Annotated in this window: 14 protein-coding genes; 10 read left to right on the forward strand and 4 right to left on the reverse strand. The window is 68.4% G+C overall.

Annotated elements, in window-relative coordinates:
* Nucleotides 1-801 (reverse strand): UbiA family prenyltransferase, encoded by an 801-nt coding sequence (locus OG474_RS32800; RefSeq protein ID WP_405057480.1) that lies wholly within the window; start codon nt 799-801, stop codon nt 1-3.
* A gap of 18 nt (nt 802-819) precedes the next feature.
* On the opposite strand from OG474_RS32800, the gene OG474_RS32805 reads away from it, so the two are divergent.
* The 4 genes from OG474_RS32805 to OG474_RS32820 all read left to right on the forward strand — a co-directional run bounded on the left by OG474_RS32805 (nt 820) and on the right by OG474_RS32820 (nt 4,085).
* Nucleotides 820-1,869: a type III polyketide synthase gene (locus OG474_RS32805; protein WP_405057481.1), complete on the forward strand. Its 1,050-nt coding sequence runs from the start codon at nt 820-822 to the stop codon at nt 1,867-1,869.
* Nucleotides 1,866-2,375, forward strand: coding sequence for an isoprenylcysteine carboxyl methyltransferase family protein (locus OG474_RS32810; protein ID WP_405057482.1), 510 nt, complete (start codon nt 1,866-1,868; stop codon nt 2,373-2,375). Before OG474_RS32805 ends, OG474_RS32810 begins: the two co-directional genes overlap by 4 nt.
* Nucleotides 2,372-3,385, forward strand: coding sequence for an NAD(P)/FAD-dependent oxidoreductase (locus tag OG474_RS32815; RefSeq protein ID WP_405057483.1), 1,014 nt, complete (start codon nt 2,372-2,374; stop codon nt 3,383-3,385). The genes OG474_RS32810 and OG474_RS32815 overlap by 4 nt, the downstream gene beginning before the upstream one ends.
* A 118-nt stretch (nt 3,386-3,503) precedes the next feature.
* Complete coding sequence (locus tag OG474_RS32820; protein WP_405057484.1) at nt 3,504-4,085, forward strand: DUF305 domain-containing protein; 582 nt, start codon at nt 3,504-3,506, stop codon at nt 4,083-4,085.
* A gap of 209 nt (nt 4,086-4,294) precedes the next feature.
* On the opposite strand, the gene OG474_RS32825 is transcribed toward OG474_RS32820, so the two are convergent.
* Complete coding sequence (locus tag OG474_RS32825) at nt 4,295-5,833, reverse strand: helix-turn-helix domain-containing protein (RefSeq protein ID WP_405057485.1); 1,539 nt, start codon at nt 5,831-5,833, stop codon at nt 4,295-4,297.
* Nucleotides 5,834-5,923: 90 nt separating this feature from the next.
* Here OG474_RS32825 and OG474_RS32830 point away from each other — a divergent pair, with 90 nt between their 5' ends.
* Entirely contained in the window at nt 5,924-7,189 is a 1,266-nt protein-coding gene (locus tag OG474_RS32830; RefSeq protein WP_405057486.1) for an NAD(P)/FAD-dependent oxidoreductase, read from the forward strand.
* A gap of 254 nt (nt 7,190-7,443) precedes the next feature.
* Here the strand turns inward: OG474_RS32830 and trxA are convergent, their stop codons facing one another.
* Complete coding sequence (gene trxA, locus OG474_RS32835; RefSeq protein ID WP_405057487.1) at nt 7,444-7,833, reverse strand: thioredoxin; 390 nt, start codon at nt 7,831-7,833, stop codon at nt 7,444-7,446.
* A 67-nt stretch (nt 7,834-7,900) separates the two neighbouring features.
* Nucleotides 7,901-8,776, reverse strand: coding sequence for an aldo/keto reductase (locus OG474_RS32840; RefSeq protein ID WP_405057488.1), 876 nt, complete (start codon nt 8,774-8,776; stop codon nt 7,901-7,903).
* Between the two features lie 646 nt (nt 8,777-9,422).
* On the opposite strand from OG474_RS32840, the gene OG474_RS32845 reads away from it, so the two are divergent.
* From OG474_RS32845 to OG474_RS32865, 5 genes are read left to right on the forward strand one after another with little or no spacing between them, the layout of a single operon-like run.
* Nucleotides 9,423-10,514: a hypothetical protein gene (locus OG474_RS32845; protein WP_405057489.1), complete on the forward strand. Its 1,092-nt coding sequence runs from the start codon at nt 9,423-9,425 to the stop codon at nt 10,512-10,514.
* Nucleotides 10,515-10,563: 49 nt separating this feature from the next.
* Nucleotides 10,564-10,851, forward strand: a complete 288-nt coding sequence (locus OG474_RS32850; protein WP_405057490.1) for a hypothetical protein — start codon at nt 10,564-10,566, stop codon at nt 10,849-10,851.
* Entirely contained in the window at nt 10,851-11,429 is a 579-nt protein-coding gene (locus tag OG474_RS32855; protein ID WP_405057491.1) for a hypothetical protein, read from the forward strand. Before OG474_RS32850 ends, OG474_RS32855 begins: the two co-directional genes overlap by 1 nt.
* The gene (locus OG474_RS32860) at nt 11,426-14,281 is read left to right on the forward strand and encodes an ATP-binding protein (RefSeq protein WP_405057492.1); all 2,856 of its coding nucleotides are present in this window, start codon (nt 11,426-11,428) and stop codon (nt 14,279-14,281) included. Before OG474_RS32855 ends, OG474_RS32860 begins: the two co-directional genes overlap by 4 nt.
* The gene (locus OG474_RS32865; RefSeq protein WP_405057493.1) at nt 14,278-16,269 is read left to right on the forward strand and encodes a hypothetical protein; all 1,992 of its coding nucleotides are present in this window, start codon (nt 14,278-14,280) and stop codon (nt 16,267-16,269) included. The genes OG474_RS32860 and OG474_RS32865 overlap by 4 nt, the downstream gene beginning before the upstream one ends.
* Nucleotides 16,270-16,324 lie beyond the last annotated feature (55 nt).

The raw sequence follows: 16,324 nt of genomic DNA on the forward strand, positions 1-16,324 counted from the left end.
TTAGAGCGTGCCTCCGCGCAGGACAAGCGCGGCCACGCTCACGCCGGCTATGGCGATCGTGACGAGGAACGGCGCCTCCCGCCACAGCACGATGACCATCAGGAGCGCTGTGGCGATGGCTAGGGCGATCCACCCGACCACGCCGATCGGTCCGGCCGGTGCGATCACCAGGAGTCCGGTGGCTGTGGCCAGGGGGAGTGGGGCGAGCAGGCGGGCGTTGGCGCCGATCCGCTGCGGCCAGCCGCGTACACCGGTTGCCAGGTCGTCCTGGAGGTCCGGTACGACGTTTGCCAGGTGGGCACCGACACCGAGTAGCGCGGTCGCCGTGGTGGCCCACCACGGGGCCCACGTGTGGGCGGTGCCGAGTGTCACGAACGACGGCAGTGCGCCGAACGCGACGGCGTACGGGAGCCAGGAGATGACGGTCGATTTCAGGCCGAGGTTGTAGGCCCAGGCGCACGCCACGAAGAGCAGGTGAACCAGTCCGGCCGCGATTCCGTTGGCCAGGGAGACGGGGATGGTGATCACCAGCATGAGACCGGCGGCGACCGTGAGCGTGCGGCGACTCACCAGCCCGCGCACCACCGGCTTGTCTTTCCGGTTCACAATGGTGTCGCGGGCGGCATCTATCGCGTCATTGCTCCAGCCGATCGAGAGGTGGCCGGTGAGGATCGTTGCTGCGACCAGGAGACATCCGGCGGGACTACGTCCGGCCGACCATGCCACGGCTGTCACCAGCGCCGTGACCGCGACAGTCGGTCCGAGATGGCTGGCGAGTGCCAGTCCCTTCAGCGCTCTCACCGACACCACGATGCCACGATGACGCGGATCGCAGCGGTCCGGCCCGCGTTGCCGCCGTACCGGTATGAGCAGGCGGAGCTCACCGACGCCTTCGCCGCGATCTGTCTGCCGGACGGCCGCGGCAACGCGCTCCTGCGGCGGCTGCACGCGAACGCAGGGGTGTCGTCACGCCATCTGGCGCTCCCACTCGAGCAGTACGGCGTTCTGAAGGACTTCGGCGCGGCCAACGACGCCTGGATCGCAGCAGCCGTCGATCTGGGGGCTGAGGCGGTCGCTGGTGCCGTGGCGGACGCAGGACTCGAGCTGTCCGACGTCGACGTGCTGATGTTCACCACGGTGACCGGAGTGGCCGCACCATCGATCGACGCCCGGGTTGCGATGCGGTTGGGTCTGCGTGAAGACGTGAAGCGGTTACCACTCTTCGGACTGGGGTGTGTGGGTGGCGCAGCCGGCATAGCGCGCTTGCACGATTACCTCTTGGCCTGGCCGAAGCAGGTCGCCGTACTGCTGTCGGTTGAGCTCTGTTCGCTCACACTGCAGCGTGACGACTCCAGCCTGCCCAATCTGGTCGGCGGAGCGCTCTTCGGTGACGGTGCGGCCGCTGTGGTGCTGACCGGGTCCGAACACCCGGCAGCCGCCGGTCCGTCCGTGCTGGCGACGCGGAGTCGGCTCTATCCGGACTCTGAGCGAGTGATGGGCTGGGATGTCGGTTCCGGTGGGTTCCGGATTGTGCTGGGCGCGGATGTTCCAGAGGTGGTGCGGAAGTACCTGGGCGGCGACGTACGGGGATTTCTGGCCGACCACGGGCTCACCGTGCCCGAGATCGGGACGTGGGTGAGTCACCCCGGCGGACCGAAGGTCCTGGAGGCGGTAGCCGAGACACTCGAGCTGCGCCCTGGTGCGCTGGACCTGACCTGGAAGTCTCTCGACGCCGTAGGGAACTTGTCCTCGTCGTCGGTGCTGCACGTCCTCGGTGACACGCTCAGCCTGCATCCTTCGGGGACGGGCCTGCTGCTAGCCATGGGCCCTGGCTTCTGTTCCGAGCTCGTACTGCTGGAGTGGTCATGAACTGGTACGTCGTCCTCGTAGTACTCGTCGGGCTCGAACGCGTCGCCGAATTGGTGGTGTCGCTGCGCAACGCCAAGTGGAGCTTCGCCCAGGGCGGTGTGGAGTCCGGGAAGGGGCACTACCCGTTCATGGTGGTCCTGCACACCGGACTGCTGTTCGGATGCCTCGCTGAGTCGTTCCACCGGCCATTCGTCCCCGCGCTCGGTTGGACGATGTTCGTGCTGGTGCTGCTGTCGCAGGGGCTGCGCTGGTGGTGCATCAGCGTGTTGGGACAGCAGTGGAACACCCGAGTGATCGTCGTACCGGGTCTGCACCTGGTAGCGCGCGGACCGTACAAGTTCCTGAAGCACCCGAACTACGTAGCCGTGGTGATCGAGGGGATCGCGCTACCGCTCGTCCACACCGGGTGGATCACCGCCGTGGTCTTCACGCTGCTCAACATTCCGCTGCTCGCTGTCCGCATCCGCTCCGAGGAATCCGCACTCAACGCAGCGCTGGTCAAGTGATCGATCTGCTGGTTGCCGGCTGCGGCCCTGCTGGGGCTGCGACCGCTATCCGGGCCGCACTGGCCGGCCTGTCCGTCGTAGTACTGGAGCCCCGCACGGGTCCGATCGACAAGGCCTGCGGCGAAGGCATCGCCCACAGTGCAGTCGACTACCTGGACCGCCTGGGCGTACCGATCACCGGTCGTCCCTTCCACGGCATCCGCTACTTGGACGCGCACAACTGCGTGGACGCTCGCTTCACTGCGGGACCTGGTCTAGGCGTCCGCCGGACCGCTCTCCACCAAGCGCTCCTCGACCGCCTGGCGGAGCTGAACGTCCCCATCGACCACACCCGCGTGGGTCCGATCACTCAGACCGATGTGTCGGTCACCGCCGCTGGCCACACCGCCCGCTACCTGGCCGCCGCCGACGGCCTTCACTCACCTATCCGTCGCCAGCTGGAGGTGGGCGGTACGACAGGGGCTGCTCGCCGCGGACTCCGTCAGCACTTCCACGTGTCGCCGTGGACAGACCTGGTGGAGGTCTACTGGAGCAAGCTGGGGGAGGCGTACGTGACTCCCGTAGCCGACGATCTGGTCGGCGTCGCAGTCCTCACCACTGCCCGGGGCACCTTTGACTCGCACCTCGAAGCGTTCCCCGCTCTGCAGCGCCGCCTGTCGGGCGCCGCGCCCGCGTCCGCCGTACTGGGTGCCGGTCCGCTGCGCCAGCACGTTCGGCGCCGTGTATCCGGCCGGGTCCTCCTCGTGGGCGACGCAGCCGGATACATCGACGCCCTCACCGGCGAGGGGATCGCCGTAGCGCTCCGCACCTCCGCCGAACTCGTCGACTGCATCGCTCTTGACCGTCCGGCGCAGTATGAGGCCGCTTGGCGCCGCGTCTCCCGTGAGTGCCGTCTGCTGACCGCATCGTTGCTGTGGGCCCGCAACCGACGCCTGGTCGCGCCGCGGATCGTCCCGGCCGCGGCCCGCCTGCCCGGTGTCTACGCGCACATCGTCAACCGGTTGTCCTGAGCAACAAAAGGACCCCGCGGGGGCACCTGTCGGCTTTCCGCCACCCTCTGTACCCCACTCGCCACGCTCGGTATCCTCACCCCACTACCGCCCCCTCCTTCCGCCCGAGGAGTCGCTCATGAGAGCTCTTGCCGTCGTCGCGTTGCTTGCCGTCCTCACCGGGTGCGGGTCCTCGGTCGCCGCTTCCCCGCCGGCCGTCCCGATGACTCCGCCCGCGTCGGTCGCCAGTACGCCGGCTACCGAGTGGAAGATCGATCCGTCCTTCAACGCCGACGACCTCGCCTGGATCGAGCTGATGATCGTGATGGACGACCAGCTGCTGCGGGTGGTGGGGATAGCGGAGAAGCAGGCCGCCGACCCGGCCGTCCGGGCGTTCGCGACCACCGTGGCCGGCGGGCACCGGACCGAGGTCGAGCAGTTCAAGGCGACCCGGACCCGGTCCGGGCTCCCGGTCCGCAACCCGCACGAGGGGCACGACATGGCCGGCATGATGACCGAGCCCGAGATCGTTGCCCTTGGCAAAGCCTCCGGCCCCGCCTTCGACCAGCTCTTCGCGACGAACCTGAAGGAGCACCTGACGGAGACGATCGTGCTGGCGAAGAACATCACCAAGAGCGGCAAGGACCCCGCGACGAAGAAGCTCGCGGTCTCGATCCAGACCAGCCGTGCAGCTCAGCTGAAGCAGCTGGCAGCTCTCTAGAAACGTGTGTGGGCCCGGCGGTCGCTCAGACAACCGCCGGGCCCAGTGAGCCCGAGCTCCCTGGTGAAGAGCTCGGACCCGGTCACCCCTCGGGCCTCCTGGTGAAAGGTCCGATCGGCGACAAGGAAGACTCTGTCAGCCGGATGTTGCTCAACCATTGCCGGTACATGAAGCCTTGTTACATGGGCCTGTGGCATAGATCTCAGTGCTCAGTGCTCCGTTCGGACCGCCGCGATCTGCAATTGCAATGCCAGTCGTTCCAGTGGATCACTCAGATCGAGCGCGGCGATCTCCCCGATCCGCTTCATCCGGTGCCGCAGGGTGTTGGTGTGCAGATGCAGCTCCCGGGCGGCGCGCTGCGGTTGCCCCGGATACTCCAGCCACGCCTGCAAGGTTTCGACGAACCCGGTGTCGTGCTCGATGTCGTGCCGCAGCAGCGTCGCGAGTGGACCGTCCATCTTGTTCACGTCCAGCGACATGACCGCCCGGTGGACGGTCAACACGTGCCACGCCTCCTCGACCCGCAATACCGGTCCGGGTGCGACCCCACGACGTACAAGGCCGAGCAGTTCGACCGCCTCGGCCCGTGAGCTCGGCAGATCGGCCGGTCCGCGCGCCGGACCACCGGCCGCGGCGATCGAGCCCTTGGCGTGGTCAGCGACCAGCTTGGCCAGCCAGGTCCACGAGCCAGGCCCGTCTGTGTCCGTGACGACCGCCAGTACGGTCCCGTCCAGGTCGGCGAGGTGCGGGTCGCTCCAGCCGTGCCGCCGCCCGGTCGACTCCCACAGATCGAGCTGCTGCGGTACGTCGTACCCCTCAGGCGAGGAGAGTGCGACCACCCGCCATGGTCGCGGTGGGAGGCGTACATCGAGCGGATTGTCGGGGGAGAACTGGCGGAGCACGGTCCGGAGCCTGTCGATCGCACTGCGCCGCGCGACATCGGCCTGAGCCCGCAGTCGCAGCAGGTGCAGCGCCAGCACCGACGCCGCGTTGCTGAGCTCGGTCATGACCTCATCACTCACCGGACCGTTCACTACGGCCCAGATGGAGCCCAGCCACTCGCCACCGGCCCGCACCGGCACGATGAGGCGTGGCCGGATCCCGTTCGGACCTTCTGGCACCAGGAACGGCTCACTGGACCGAGCGAGCCGTCTGAACACCCCTCTGGCCCGGAAGTGCGCGATCACCTCGGGCGGAACCCGGCGGCCGACGATGGTGGAGACCCGGGCCGGGTCGGTGAAGTCCTGACCGGAGGAGTAGGCCAGCACCCGGGATTGGTTGTCCTCGATGGTTACCGGCGCGTCCACGATCGCTCTGGCCGCGTCAGCCAGTGCGAAGAGCTCCTGGTGCACACCGGCGTCACCGGCCACGGGGGAGTCCGGTGCGGCCGCCCGGTCGAGTACGCCGCGCAGCAACCAGACCACGTGGGCCCAAGCCACGCTCGGCTGCAGTGCGACCAGCGTGACCAGCCACCGCTCGGCTGCTGCGACCACGGCCGGGTCGCGGGCGAGCGTCGTACGGAGAACGACACCAGAGGCGTTTCCGGCGGCGCAGCGCTCCACGAACTCCACCGCGTCCTCGGCGTCGCGCAGACCGAGCCCCAGGACCAGATCGCCCCGGTGACCGGTGGCGGGCTCCTGGGGATCGGCCAGGAAGACGTCCCGGACCTCACTGTCACCCTTGCCGGGCACGACCACCTCGAACAGGGCAGGACCGACGGCGACGATCAGGTCAGGCGCGGTGATCATTTAGTTATTGTGCGCGGAGCACAGTCATTTGTCCCGTGAATGGTGTGATCGCACCATGACAGCTGCTTCAAGCGGACGCACCATCGATACATGGTCGCTGCTGTCTCCACCCACATCGTCCCCGATCGCGTCGCCGTCGTCGGCGCGGGCATGGTTGGTCTGGCCACCGCCTGGTTCCTCCAGGAGGCAGGCGTCGAGGTCACCGTGCTCGACCGTGAAGGTGTCGCCGCAGGTGCGTCCTGGGGCAACGCCGGCTGGCTGACGCCCGGCCTGGCCACGCCGCTGCCCGAGCCCGCCGTCCTCAAGTACGGCGTTCGCGCGGTGCTGAGCCCCTCCTCGCCGGTGTACGTCCCGCCGACCGCGAGCCCGCGGCTGCTGAACTTCCTGACCCGCTTCGCCCGCAACAGCACCGCCGGACGCTGGAAGACCGCGATGGAGTCGCTGGTCGGCATCAACCGCCAGGCGCTTCCGGCCTTCGACTTCCTGGCGAACGCCGGGGTCGAGGCGCAGACGTACGAGGCGAAGTCGTTCCTGGCGGCGTACCGGACCGAGGCCGAGCGGAGCGTCCTGCTCGAGGAGATCGAGCAGATCCACGCGGCCGGTCAGGGCATCGAGTTCGAGGCCATCACCGGTGACGACGCCCGCGAGATCGAGCCGTCGCTGTCCGACGAGATCGGTGCCGCGATCCGGCTGCACGGTCAGCGCTTCATCAACCCGGGCGAATACGTGCAACTGCTGGCCGACTCGGTCGTCGCCCGCGGCGGCCAGATCATCACCGGCGTCGTGGTCAAGGACATCGTGGACGAGATCCGCGGCGTCCGCCTGGTCACCGGTGACGGCGAGACCGACCCGTTCGACGCGGTCGTGATGGCCACTGGTGCGTGGCTGACCGATCTGGCCAAGGACTTCGGCGTGAAGACCGTCGTACAGGCCGGTCGTGGGTACAGCTTCAGCGTCCCGATCGCGCATGTCCCGGCCGGCCCGGTCTACTTCCCGGCCCAGCGCGTCGCCTGTACGCCGCTCGGCGACCGCCTGCGGGTCGCCGGGATGATGGAGTTCCGCAAGCCGGAGGCGAAGCTCGACCCGCGCCGGATCGACGCCATCGTGAACGCGGCCCGGCCGCTGCTGCGCGATGCCGACCTGGACGCCCGCACCTTCGAGTGGGTCGGCCCGCGGCCCTGCACCCCGGACGGCCTGCCGATCATCGGCGCCACCAAGTCACCGCGGGTGTTCGCCGCCGGCGGTCACGGCATGTGGGGCATCACGCTCGGCCCCATCACCGGCCAGCTGCTGGCCGAGACCATCACCACCGGCCGCGCCCCGGCCGAGCTCGCCCCGTTCGACCCCTTGCGCTGAAACTTTTCCAAGGAGGGACCGGCGTCGACCGGTCCCTTCGCCTCCCCGCTGACCGCACCTCATAAGAGCAGTCGAACGAACCACTTCCGGACGGACACCTCACCCGCCCGGCAACCACCAGGGTTCGTTCCACCGCCACGGTCAGCAATCGGAGCGGGCCCTGGCCACTGATCTCCTGCCCAGGGCCCGCTCCCATCAACGAACGAGCCCCGGACTCCTGTCGGAGTGATCCCGGGGCCTCGTTTCGTTTGACGTCAGTGCGTGTGGGGCTCGGTGCCGTGCTCGGCCTCGTGCGCCGCGATCTGGGCGCGGACCTCTTCCATGTCCACAGCGCGGAGCTGCTTGATCAGGTCCTCCAGCGCCGGTGCCGGCAGGGCGCCCGGCTGGGAGTACAGGACGACGCCGTCGCGGACGGCCATCAAGGTCGGGATGGACTGGATCTGGAAGGCCTGCGCCAGCTCCTGCTGGGCCTCCGTGTCCACCTTCGCGAACTTGATGTCGCCGTGCTCCTCGGACGACTTCTCGAACACCGGCCCGAACATCTTGCACGGACCACACCACTCCGCCCAGAAGTCGACCAGGACGAGGCCCTCACCACTGACGACCTCGTCGAAGTTCTCCTGGGACAGCTCGACCGTTGCCACTACGACCTCCGAAGTTAGATGACTACACGCGCTTCAACACCGAACCACCCGCGAGTGTTCCCATCGCTCAGATCGGCATGTCGATGAACGGAGAAGCGTAGTCCTGGACCTCCTGGAGGATGGACGCGGCGTCCTCGGCGGACAGGTCGGCCCGCTCGCGCTCGGCGATGATCATCTGCTTGAGCAACCGCGTTTCGCCCGCGGTCGCCAGCCCGGTGATCTCCGGATGCCCGTTCAGCAGCCAGGCTGTGGCCGCCGTCACATAACGCTGCTCGTCGAACGGCCGGTACCAGGTGTCGTACGTCTTCTCCTCGCCGTCCCGCCAGCCCCGCCGGGCGATCATCTTGATCGTCATCAGCGCGGCGTCCGACGCCTGTACGGCGGACACCAGCTCGGCGTAGTCCGCGGCGTACTGGGGGTCTGTGGAGAGGTGGTAGTTGAGCGGGGTGAGCACGCTGTCGAAGTCGAACCGGCGCAGCCCCTCGCGGTGCACGGCGGGTGCCTGCGCGGTGTGGCCGGTGATCCCGATGGCCGTGGCCAGGCCCTCTTCCTTTGCCCGGATCGCGGCCTCGAGCGAGCCCCCCTTGCCGGTGACGAGGTCGAGGTTCTCCAGATCACAGACCGCGTGCATCTGGATCAGGTCGACGTGATCGGTCTGCAGCCGCTCCAGCGAACGATTGATCTCGCTCCAGGCCTCTTCGAACGTCCGGCGCCCGGTCTTGGTGGCGAGGAAGATCCGGTCCCGGATCTCCGGCATCCGCGGGCCGAGCCGCAGCTCCGCGTCGCCGTAGTCGGCGGCGACGTCGAAATGGTTGAATCCGGCGTCCAGCGCCTCCTGGATCGAGGCGTCGGCGCGGTCCTGGTCGACGCCGCCGAGCGAGGCGGCGCCGAAGATCAGCACCGAGCTCTGGTGGCCGAGCCGGCCGAGTCGGCGAGTTTCCATCCTGGTCCTCCGGGGGTAGCAGGGGGTACTGCGACCCTATGCCCGCTCGGAGAGGTTTTGACCCCTCGCCACGGGAGAGTTTTCCACAGGCAGGTCCGCGAATCGGTTACTATGCGTGATCAGTTGGTGCGGTCTTTTACCATGTTGTTCGCACGGATTTTCGAATCTGTCCGAGCGGTGTGGCAGGGTGTGCGCTGCCCGATCGACGACGCCCCGAACGACGATGCAGCTGAGAGAGGAGCTATGGCGACGGTACCGAAGGTGTCACGCTTGGAGTTCGAGGGTGACACTGCCCGCGAGTGGGGTAACAGTATGGCTGCGGGGAGCGATGGAGCATCCGGATCCTGGTCTCAGGTCTCCCGGTGGACAGTTGCTTGCCGTATTCTCCCGGCTACTGTCCGCGTAACTGCTGTCTGAGGGGCGGGTAGCGATGAGTTGGTGGCGAACAGTGCTGAATCTGCCGCCAAAAGGTGAACACTGGTCGGACCAGCGGCGGCCCAAGAAGGCGGCCCGCGGACGTCCACAGAACACCGCACCGGAGTGGTGGGCCCACCCCGATGGTCCGGTGTCACCCACCCCTCGCCAGGCACAGGGTGTAGCCGCGCAGTACGCCGCACCCCAGACCCCTCCGCCGCCCGGCGGAGTGATGGCTCCGCCGCGCCGTCCTGGATCGCGTCCGCCGGAGCAGCCCGGTCAACCGTTGCAAGGTCACCCGCAGCCCGGCCAGCCGGTGTACGGGGATCAGCAGCCTGCCCCCGCGCCCGGTCAGCGTCAGCCCGAGCGGTTGCGGCAGCGGTCGCCCCACGGCGCCCACGCGGCCCCCGGCCCGGCCCGTCAGGTGCTGGAGCCCGGTCAGACCCCCTGGGCGACCGAGCCCGAGTCGTCGTTCTCGACCTGGGCGCGGCGATTCTTCCGCGGCCTGGTGGTCGCGGTCCTGCTGCTGGCGGCGATCAGTGGCATCAGATCCTGGATCAGCCCTAACCGCGCTCCCAACACCGTCGTCGGCAGCCAGACCAGCTTCCCGGTCGACGAGGCGCGCGCCATCGCGACGCGGTACTCGATCTCGTACCTGACCTGGGACGAAGCGAATCCCGATGCCCGCCCGGCCCAGGTCGGACTCGACCTGGCCGCCGGTCTGGACGGACGTACGGGCTGGAACGGTCGCGGCAAGCAGGTCGCCGTACTGGCCTACCCCGGTGAGGTCAAGGTCGACCCCGGTGGCGTGGCCGCCGCCGTCGACGTCCGGGTGTACATCCAGCAGTACGACCGCAAGGGCCGCAACCTGACGCCCGGCGCCTTCAGTTGGGAGCGGCTGTCCGTGCCGGTCGCGCGGACGGCGTCCCGAGTGGTGGCGTCCGGCGCTCCGACGTTCGTGCCGGACAGCCGTGCGGCGCTGCCGGACAACATGCCCGGGCCCGGCGCACCGGACGACGACCTGACGGCTGCAACGAAGAAGGACGCCGAAGCGTTCTTCGGTGCGTATGCCGAATCCGACAACAAGGTGTCGGCCGTGACCGCCCCCGGCTCGACCATCCGCAGTCTGAACGGTGCCGTGAAGTTCGGCGTACTGAAGGACTGGCAGGTCTACACAGGCAACGACGACGAGCGGCGGGCGACCGCCGCCGTCACCTGGAACGGAGCGGGAGACACCACTCTGGACCAGACGTACACGCTCACGTTACGGCGTACTGTCGCCACGGACGGAGCACAGCGATGGCAAGTGGCTGCCGTCGGATGACAACAGCAACCCGCCGTCGGATGACCGAGGCACCAAGGGAGACACCGCTATGACCAGCTACGAACTAGCCGCGGGCGTGGTTCAGCTCGCCGCGCCCCTGGCCAATCCCAATGTCCCGACGGGTGCGGACTTCAAGGACTGGGTCCTGGTCATCGCGGGGAACATCTTCATCGCGATCCTCGTGCTGCGCGCGATCGGGCACTACTTCAAGCGCGAGTGGGGCGAGCTGTTCGGCCACATCGCCGCGGGTGTGCTCGTCGGGGGGCTGATCTACGCGAACAACCAGACCATCAATGTCCTGAAGGGCTTCTGGGGATTGCTCTCCGGGGGTAATTGATGCGCGTCGGCCGTACCCTGACCCACCACTTCGAGATCGAGACCCGGCAGTACGACCTGCTCGGGATCGACCTCGGTGAAGGCGCGCGCCGGCGGATGATCATCTTCGGTGCGGTGATCATCCTGGCCTGGATCGCGCTGCTGTTCCCGTTCATCGGGATCCCCCAGAAGGGGACCGTCAGCCTGTACGTCGTACCGCCGTTCGTGATCACGGCGTTCGGCTGGCGACCGGGCAAGTTCCACGAACGGCGCCGTCGCGTGACCGAGTGGGCGCTGGCCGTCCGCTACGCGCTGCGGGCCCACCGCCCGATCATCGGACTCGGCGCGCGGGCCGCCGACAAGACGGAGTACCTGCCATGGCGTGAGCGCGTCGCGACCCAGAAGGTGGCCAACCTGGCGAAGGCCAGAGTGACCCCGGAATGGGAACGCGAGGCCGTGGTGGAGCTGGATCCGATGGTCCGCGCCGGTGCGGACATCACCGTGAGCCAGCGCGCCCGCCTGCTCGGGGCGGACCACGTGCAGAGGGTCAGTCGCAGGACGTCGTCAGGCAGCCGATTGGTTAACGAGGGGCACGAATGAAGATCGCTGACAAGCTCCTGAACCTGGTGGGCGTCGGCCGCGAGCGCGGCCTGCCGCCGCCTCGCCTGGTGGCCATCGCCGACGGACTGCTCGTCACCGAACGCAGCGCCGAGGCCTGGTTCCTGATCTCGGTGGCGAACACCGACCTGGCCACCGAGGCCGAGCAGGACGCCGCTCTGGACGCAGCGGTCAGTGCCGCCGCGACCATTCTCGGCGACCGGCTCAGCCACCTCAAGGTGGTCTGGGGCCGTTCCACCGGCCAGGACTACCTCGACTCCGTGGCCGGCCACTACCGCCTCGGCGACCATGACGCCTGGGCGCAGACCCGGGCCGACCGGATCGACGAGATGCGGATGCCCGAGCGGTATGTCGCTCTCGGCGTGCACCTGAGTGACCGCGATCCCCGTGCGACCGCCCAGGTCCGCGGGTCGATCAGCGACGCCCTGGGGACGACCTCCTGGCGCGTGAGCGCGCGCGAGCTCGCCCACCTGGACGAGCGCGTCCGCAAGCTCGGCCGCCAGCTCGGTTCGACCGTGTGGCGTGCCCACACCGCCCCCGCCGAGGTCATCTCCTGGCTGATCAGCCGCGAGATGCACCGCGGTGCCGTCGCCGCGCCTCGCCGTGGTCTCATCACCGGCGCCTCCCTGGCCCGGCTCACCTCCGGCCGCGTGGTCCCGTACACCGATCACCTGCGGATCTACGATTCGCGCGGCCAGATCGCGGCGTACACGACTGTCCTCGCGATGACCGACTTCCCCGAAGAGCTCGAGACCCCGGGCCCGGGGGAGTGGCTGCGCACGCTGTCGGAGATCAAGGCGATCGACGACGACGGCGACGAGATCGACGTGACCGTCGAGGCCTCGGTCCGCTTCCGCGTGCTGACCAAGAAGTCCGCCCGGCACCTCGTCGACGAGACCCGCAAGAGCGCCAAGGAGCAGCGCCGTTCGGCTGCCAAGGGCACCGCGGAGGAGACCGCCGACGAGATCGTCGAGACCGAGCGCGTCATGCGCGAGGTCAAGCGCGACATCAGCCGCAGCGGCCTGACCTTGGTCGAGGACCACCCGCGCCTCCTGGTCAGCGCCGACACCCGCGAGGACCTCGACGCGTACGTCGACGCCGTCGTCGCGCACTACGCCGACCGCGGCATCACCGTCGCCCCCGGCGCCGACGAGCAGCGCGACCTCTGGCTCGAGTCGCTCCCCGGCGACCAGCTCCGCGTCCCCGACCTCGGGCACGTCCGCGAGTCGACCGCCTTCTTCGGTTCCTGGTTCTGGGGCGGTGCGTCGATCGGTGACGCCACCGGTCCCGCGATCGGGTATCTGACCGGTTCCACGCCGGGCCTCGTGCGTTTCGACGCCGCGGCCGGTTCGGCCCTCGGCGACGCGACGACGACCCTCTTCCTCGGCCGCTCGGGTCGAGGCAAGACGACCGCCGCCATGCTGGGCGGCCTCGACTCCGCCTTCGCCGGCGCCTGGGTCCCGCTCCTCGACCTGAAGGGTGACGCGGCCGGCGTCTCCGCGGTCGCCGCCGAGTACGGCGTACCGACCGCTGTCATCGAGATCACCGCACAGTTCTCCGGTGCCGCGGACCTGCTCCGCGTTCTCCCAGTCGACGACGCTCTTCTCCAGGCGCCGTCGCAGCTGATGCTCCTCCTGCCGCCACACCTCCGTGGCGCCGCCGAGGCCCCGGTGATGGCCGCCACCCGCGCCGAGATCCAGTCACCCGATCCCTCGTCGTGGGGCGTCATCCAGCGCCTCTGCAACTCCGAGTCCGAAACCATCCGGACCGTCGGCTTCGCCCTCCGCGACCTCGTCGAAACCGGCCTCGGTTCCGTCGTCGCCGGCCCGCCCTCCGGCCTCTCCTCCCTCACCACCAACCCTGGCCTCTGGGTCGTCCAGATGCCCGGCCTCACCCTGCCGTCCCCGGAATCGGCGCCCGAATCCTGGTCCCCGATCGAACGCGTCGGCATGGCCTGCCTCCGTGGCTGCCTCGCCTGGATGGTCCGCACCACCGGCCGCCGCGAGTTCCGCGGCCGCTCCAAGGTCGTCATCGTCCCCGAGGTGCATTTGTTGACGAAGACGCCGGACGGCGCCTCCTTCCTCGACTACATCGCCCGCGTCGGCCGCGCCCTCGGCGCCTCCCTGGTCCTCGACACCCAGGACCCGGCGTCAATTTTGAAGCTCCCGGGTCTGGTCGAGCAGATCACCACCCTCTTCGCCTTCAGCCTCCGTTCCCGCGAGCAGGTCGACTCCCTCCTGGAGCTACTCGGCCGCCCGCAGACCGCGCCGTACCAAACCCTGGTCCGAGGCATCAACACCGCGGCCAACGGCAAATCCATCCGCCACGGCCACTGCATCATGCGCGACCGCTGGGACGAAGTAGCCACCGTCCAGATCGACATCCCCAGCCAGCGCGTAGCCGCCCTCCTCCGCACCACCCCAGAATCCGAACACGCGAACCAACCGGCCCCCGCCCTCCCCGCCGCCCCCACCCCCGCCGACCCCTTCGCCGACGACGAAGATCCCCAAGACCTCCTCGAACCCGCCGCCACCGCCACCGCCCAATCCGAAGCCCACACCACCCACCCCGCGCCCCTCCAGCCCGAGGTCCCGAACACCCCACCCCAGCCCGAGCCCCTGACCACCCCACCCCAGGCCGAGGTCCTCAACACCCCGCCCCCACCCCCCGCCCCCACCACCAACGGCCACCACCCCCCCACCCGCCACGAAACCCCCATCGGCCCCGACGACGTCTACGACCAAGAAGCCGACACCCCCGACTACAACGAAGCCATGTACCAACCAGCCCCACCCCCCGACGACCGCCCCACCAAAAAGGAGCACGTCGCATGAGATGGGCTCGCCGTCTTCGTACGGCGGTGACCGTCCTGTGTGTCTCCTTCGTGGTGACTGCTCAACTCGCGTTGGCGGCTGATCCGAACCAGGGGCCGACGAATCCGACCGGATTCGGTGACCTGCTCCCGACGCCGGACCTGACGCACGGCGACACGAGGACGATCTTCGAGCAGTACAGCCCGATGGTCTACGGTCTCGACTTCGAGAGAAGCATTCGCGACCCCATCGAGTCGGTGTTCAACGGCTACGCGCACCTGGTGATGATGTACATCGTTGCTATCACTCGTGGTGCGATCTCAGTCGGCTGGTGGCTGTTCTCATTCACAGACGTGAAGCCGCTGACGGATGCGACCTCGGCGACGATTGGTGCCTCAAGCAACGAATTGATCGGGTGGTTGTTGCCGTCGGCCCTCGCTTTCGGGGCGGTCGCGGCGTACATGCAGCGGCGGTCGGGTGGCAGCGCTATGGGACAGATGGTCTGGATCTTCGTGGCGGGGGTGCTAGCAGTCAGCTTCGCGGTGGCGCCGGCGACCTGGCTTCGTGGCATCGATGGTGCGCGTCAGATGGGCGCGGAGACGATCATGACGACCTCCGCCGATGCGATGGGGCCGACGATGCAGAGCCCGCTGCCGTGGCCGGAGCCGGGCTTCACCGGTACGGCGAAGGACACGATGCTCAGGAAGTCAGCTGACGCGACGTGGCGTGGGTTCGCCGTCACACCGTGGTGCATCGCGGAGTTCGGTTCCTTGGAAGCATGTGGGCGCTACGGCAAGGGAATGCTCGATGCGGGCACGGATGCCGATGCTCGGTCGAAGTACATCGATTCGGTGATCGCGCCCGCAGAGGGCGGCAATGATGCGCCTACGGTGAAGTGGGTCAAGGGCGACAATGCTTTCGGGCGTATCTCGGTCGTCATGCTCGCCGCGATTGCCGCCACGTTGTTCGCTTTCCTGAACGTATCTCTCGCATTCACTGCGCTGATGGCTTTTGTCGGCTGCCTGCTCCTGCTGGTCGTCGGAGTGTTCTTTGCTTGCTTGTGGATCATTCCGGGCAGGCCGCGGCAGTGGGGCCTCAACTGGTTCGAAGCCCTGATAGGGCTGGTGATCCAATCGTTCCTCGCCATGCTGGTCTTTGGCACTGCACTGACCTTGGTCACCGCGGTCTTCAGCCTGACAGGGGCCCTCGGCTGGCTCCCTGTGTCAGGACTCGCGATTGCGGTTCTGATCGCCGGATTCAGGCTGCGGCGTTTGCTGGACAACCTGACGTCGATGATGCGTCCCGGATCCGGCAGCATCCTGCTCGGTGGTCTGGCCAGGCGTGGCGCGATGGGGGCCTTCAAGCGCTTGGCCGGCTCGCTTGGTAGCAGGAGTGCAGCGCCCGCGCTGACTGAACGCCGCGGCGGTCGCCTCGGCTCTGGGGATGCTGATCCGCAGCGTGTGTCGTCGGTCCGTGTCTATCGGCAGGCGCCGGTGTCGGGCGCCCTCGGTCGTGCGGGTGCCTCTGGAGGATCACCGTACGAGTTGACCGCCGGTTCCGAGCGGCGGAAGACGGATACTGCGTCAGCCGGTGGTGGGCCAGGCGGCCAGGCCGGACCAGGCGGGACGTTGGCTGCGAATGCGGCGCCGTCCCGTGGCACTTCTGCAGGGAACTTGTCCCGCTCACGCGCACAAAGCAGAGCAGAAGGTCGACGGACAATTTCTGTCACGGCTGCAGGTGTTGCGGCCACAGGCGGCGCGGCACCGACGACCGGTGGACGGGTGACTGCGGAGTCGCAGAAGGCCCGGCACTCCCGACGACCGATATCGGCCCCTGCCAACGAGAACCGATTCGAACCGAGAGTGCACAGTCAGTCGGCCAGCCTTCGCGAAGGCCCTCCCAAAGCACAGCGCTCCCGGCGGGCCTCGGGCTCGTCGCCACAGCGACGGTTCCGCGAGTACTCAGCTGTCACCAAGGACGGCGTCACTCTGCAAGTACCGCGCAGGTGATCCCGGATGGCCAGGAAATCGCGTTCGCCAGACGATCGCCGAGAAGGCGCGAGAA

Source organism: Kribbella sp. NBC_01505 (genome assembly GCF_045040285.1).
Lineage (GTDB): Bacteria > Actinomycetota > Actinomycetes > Propionibacteriales > Kribbellaceae > Kribbella.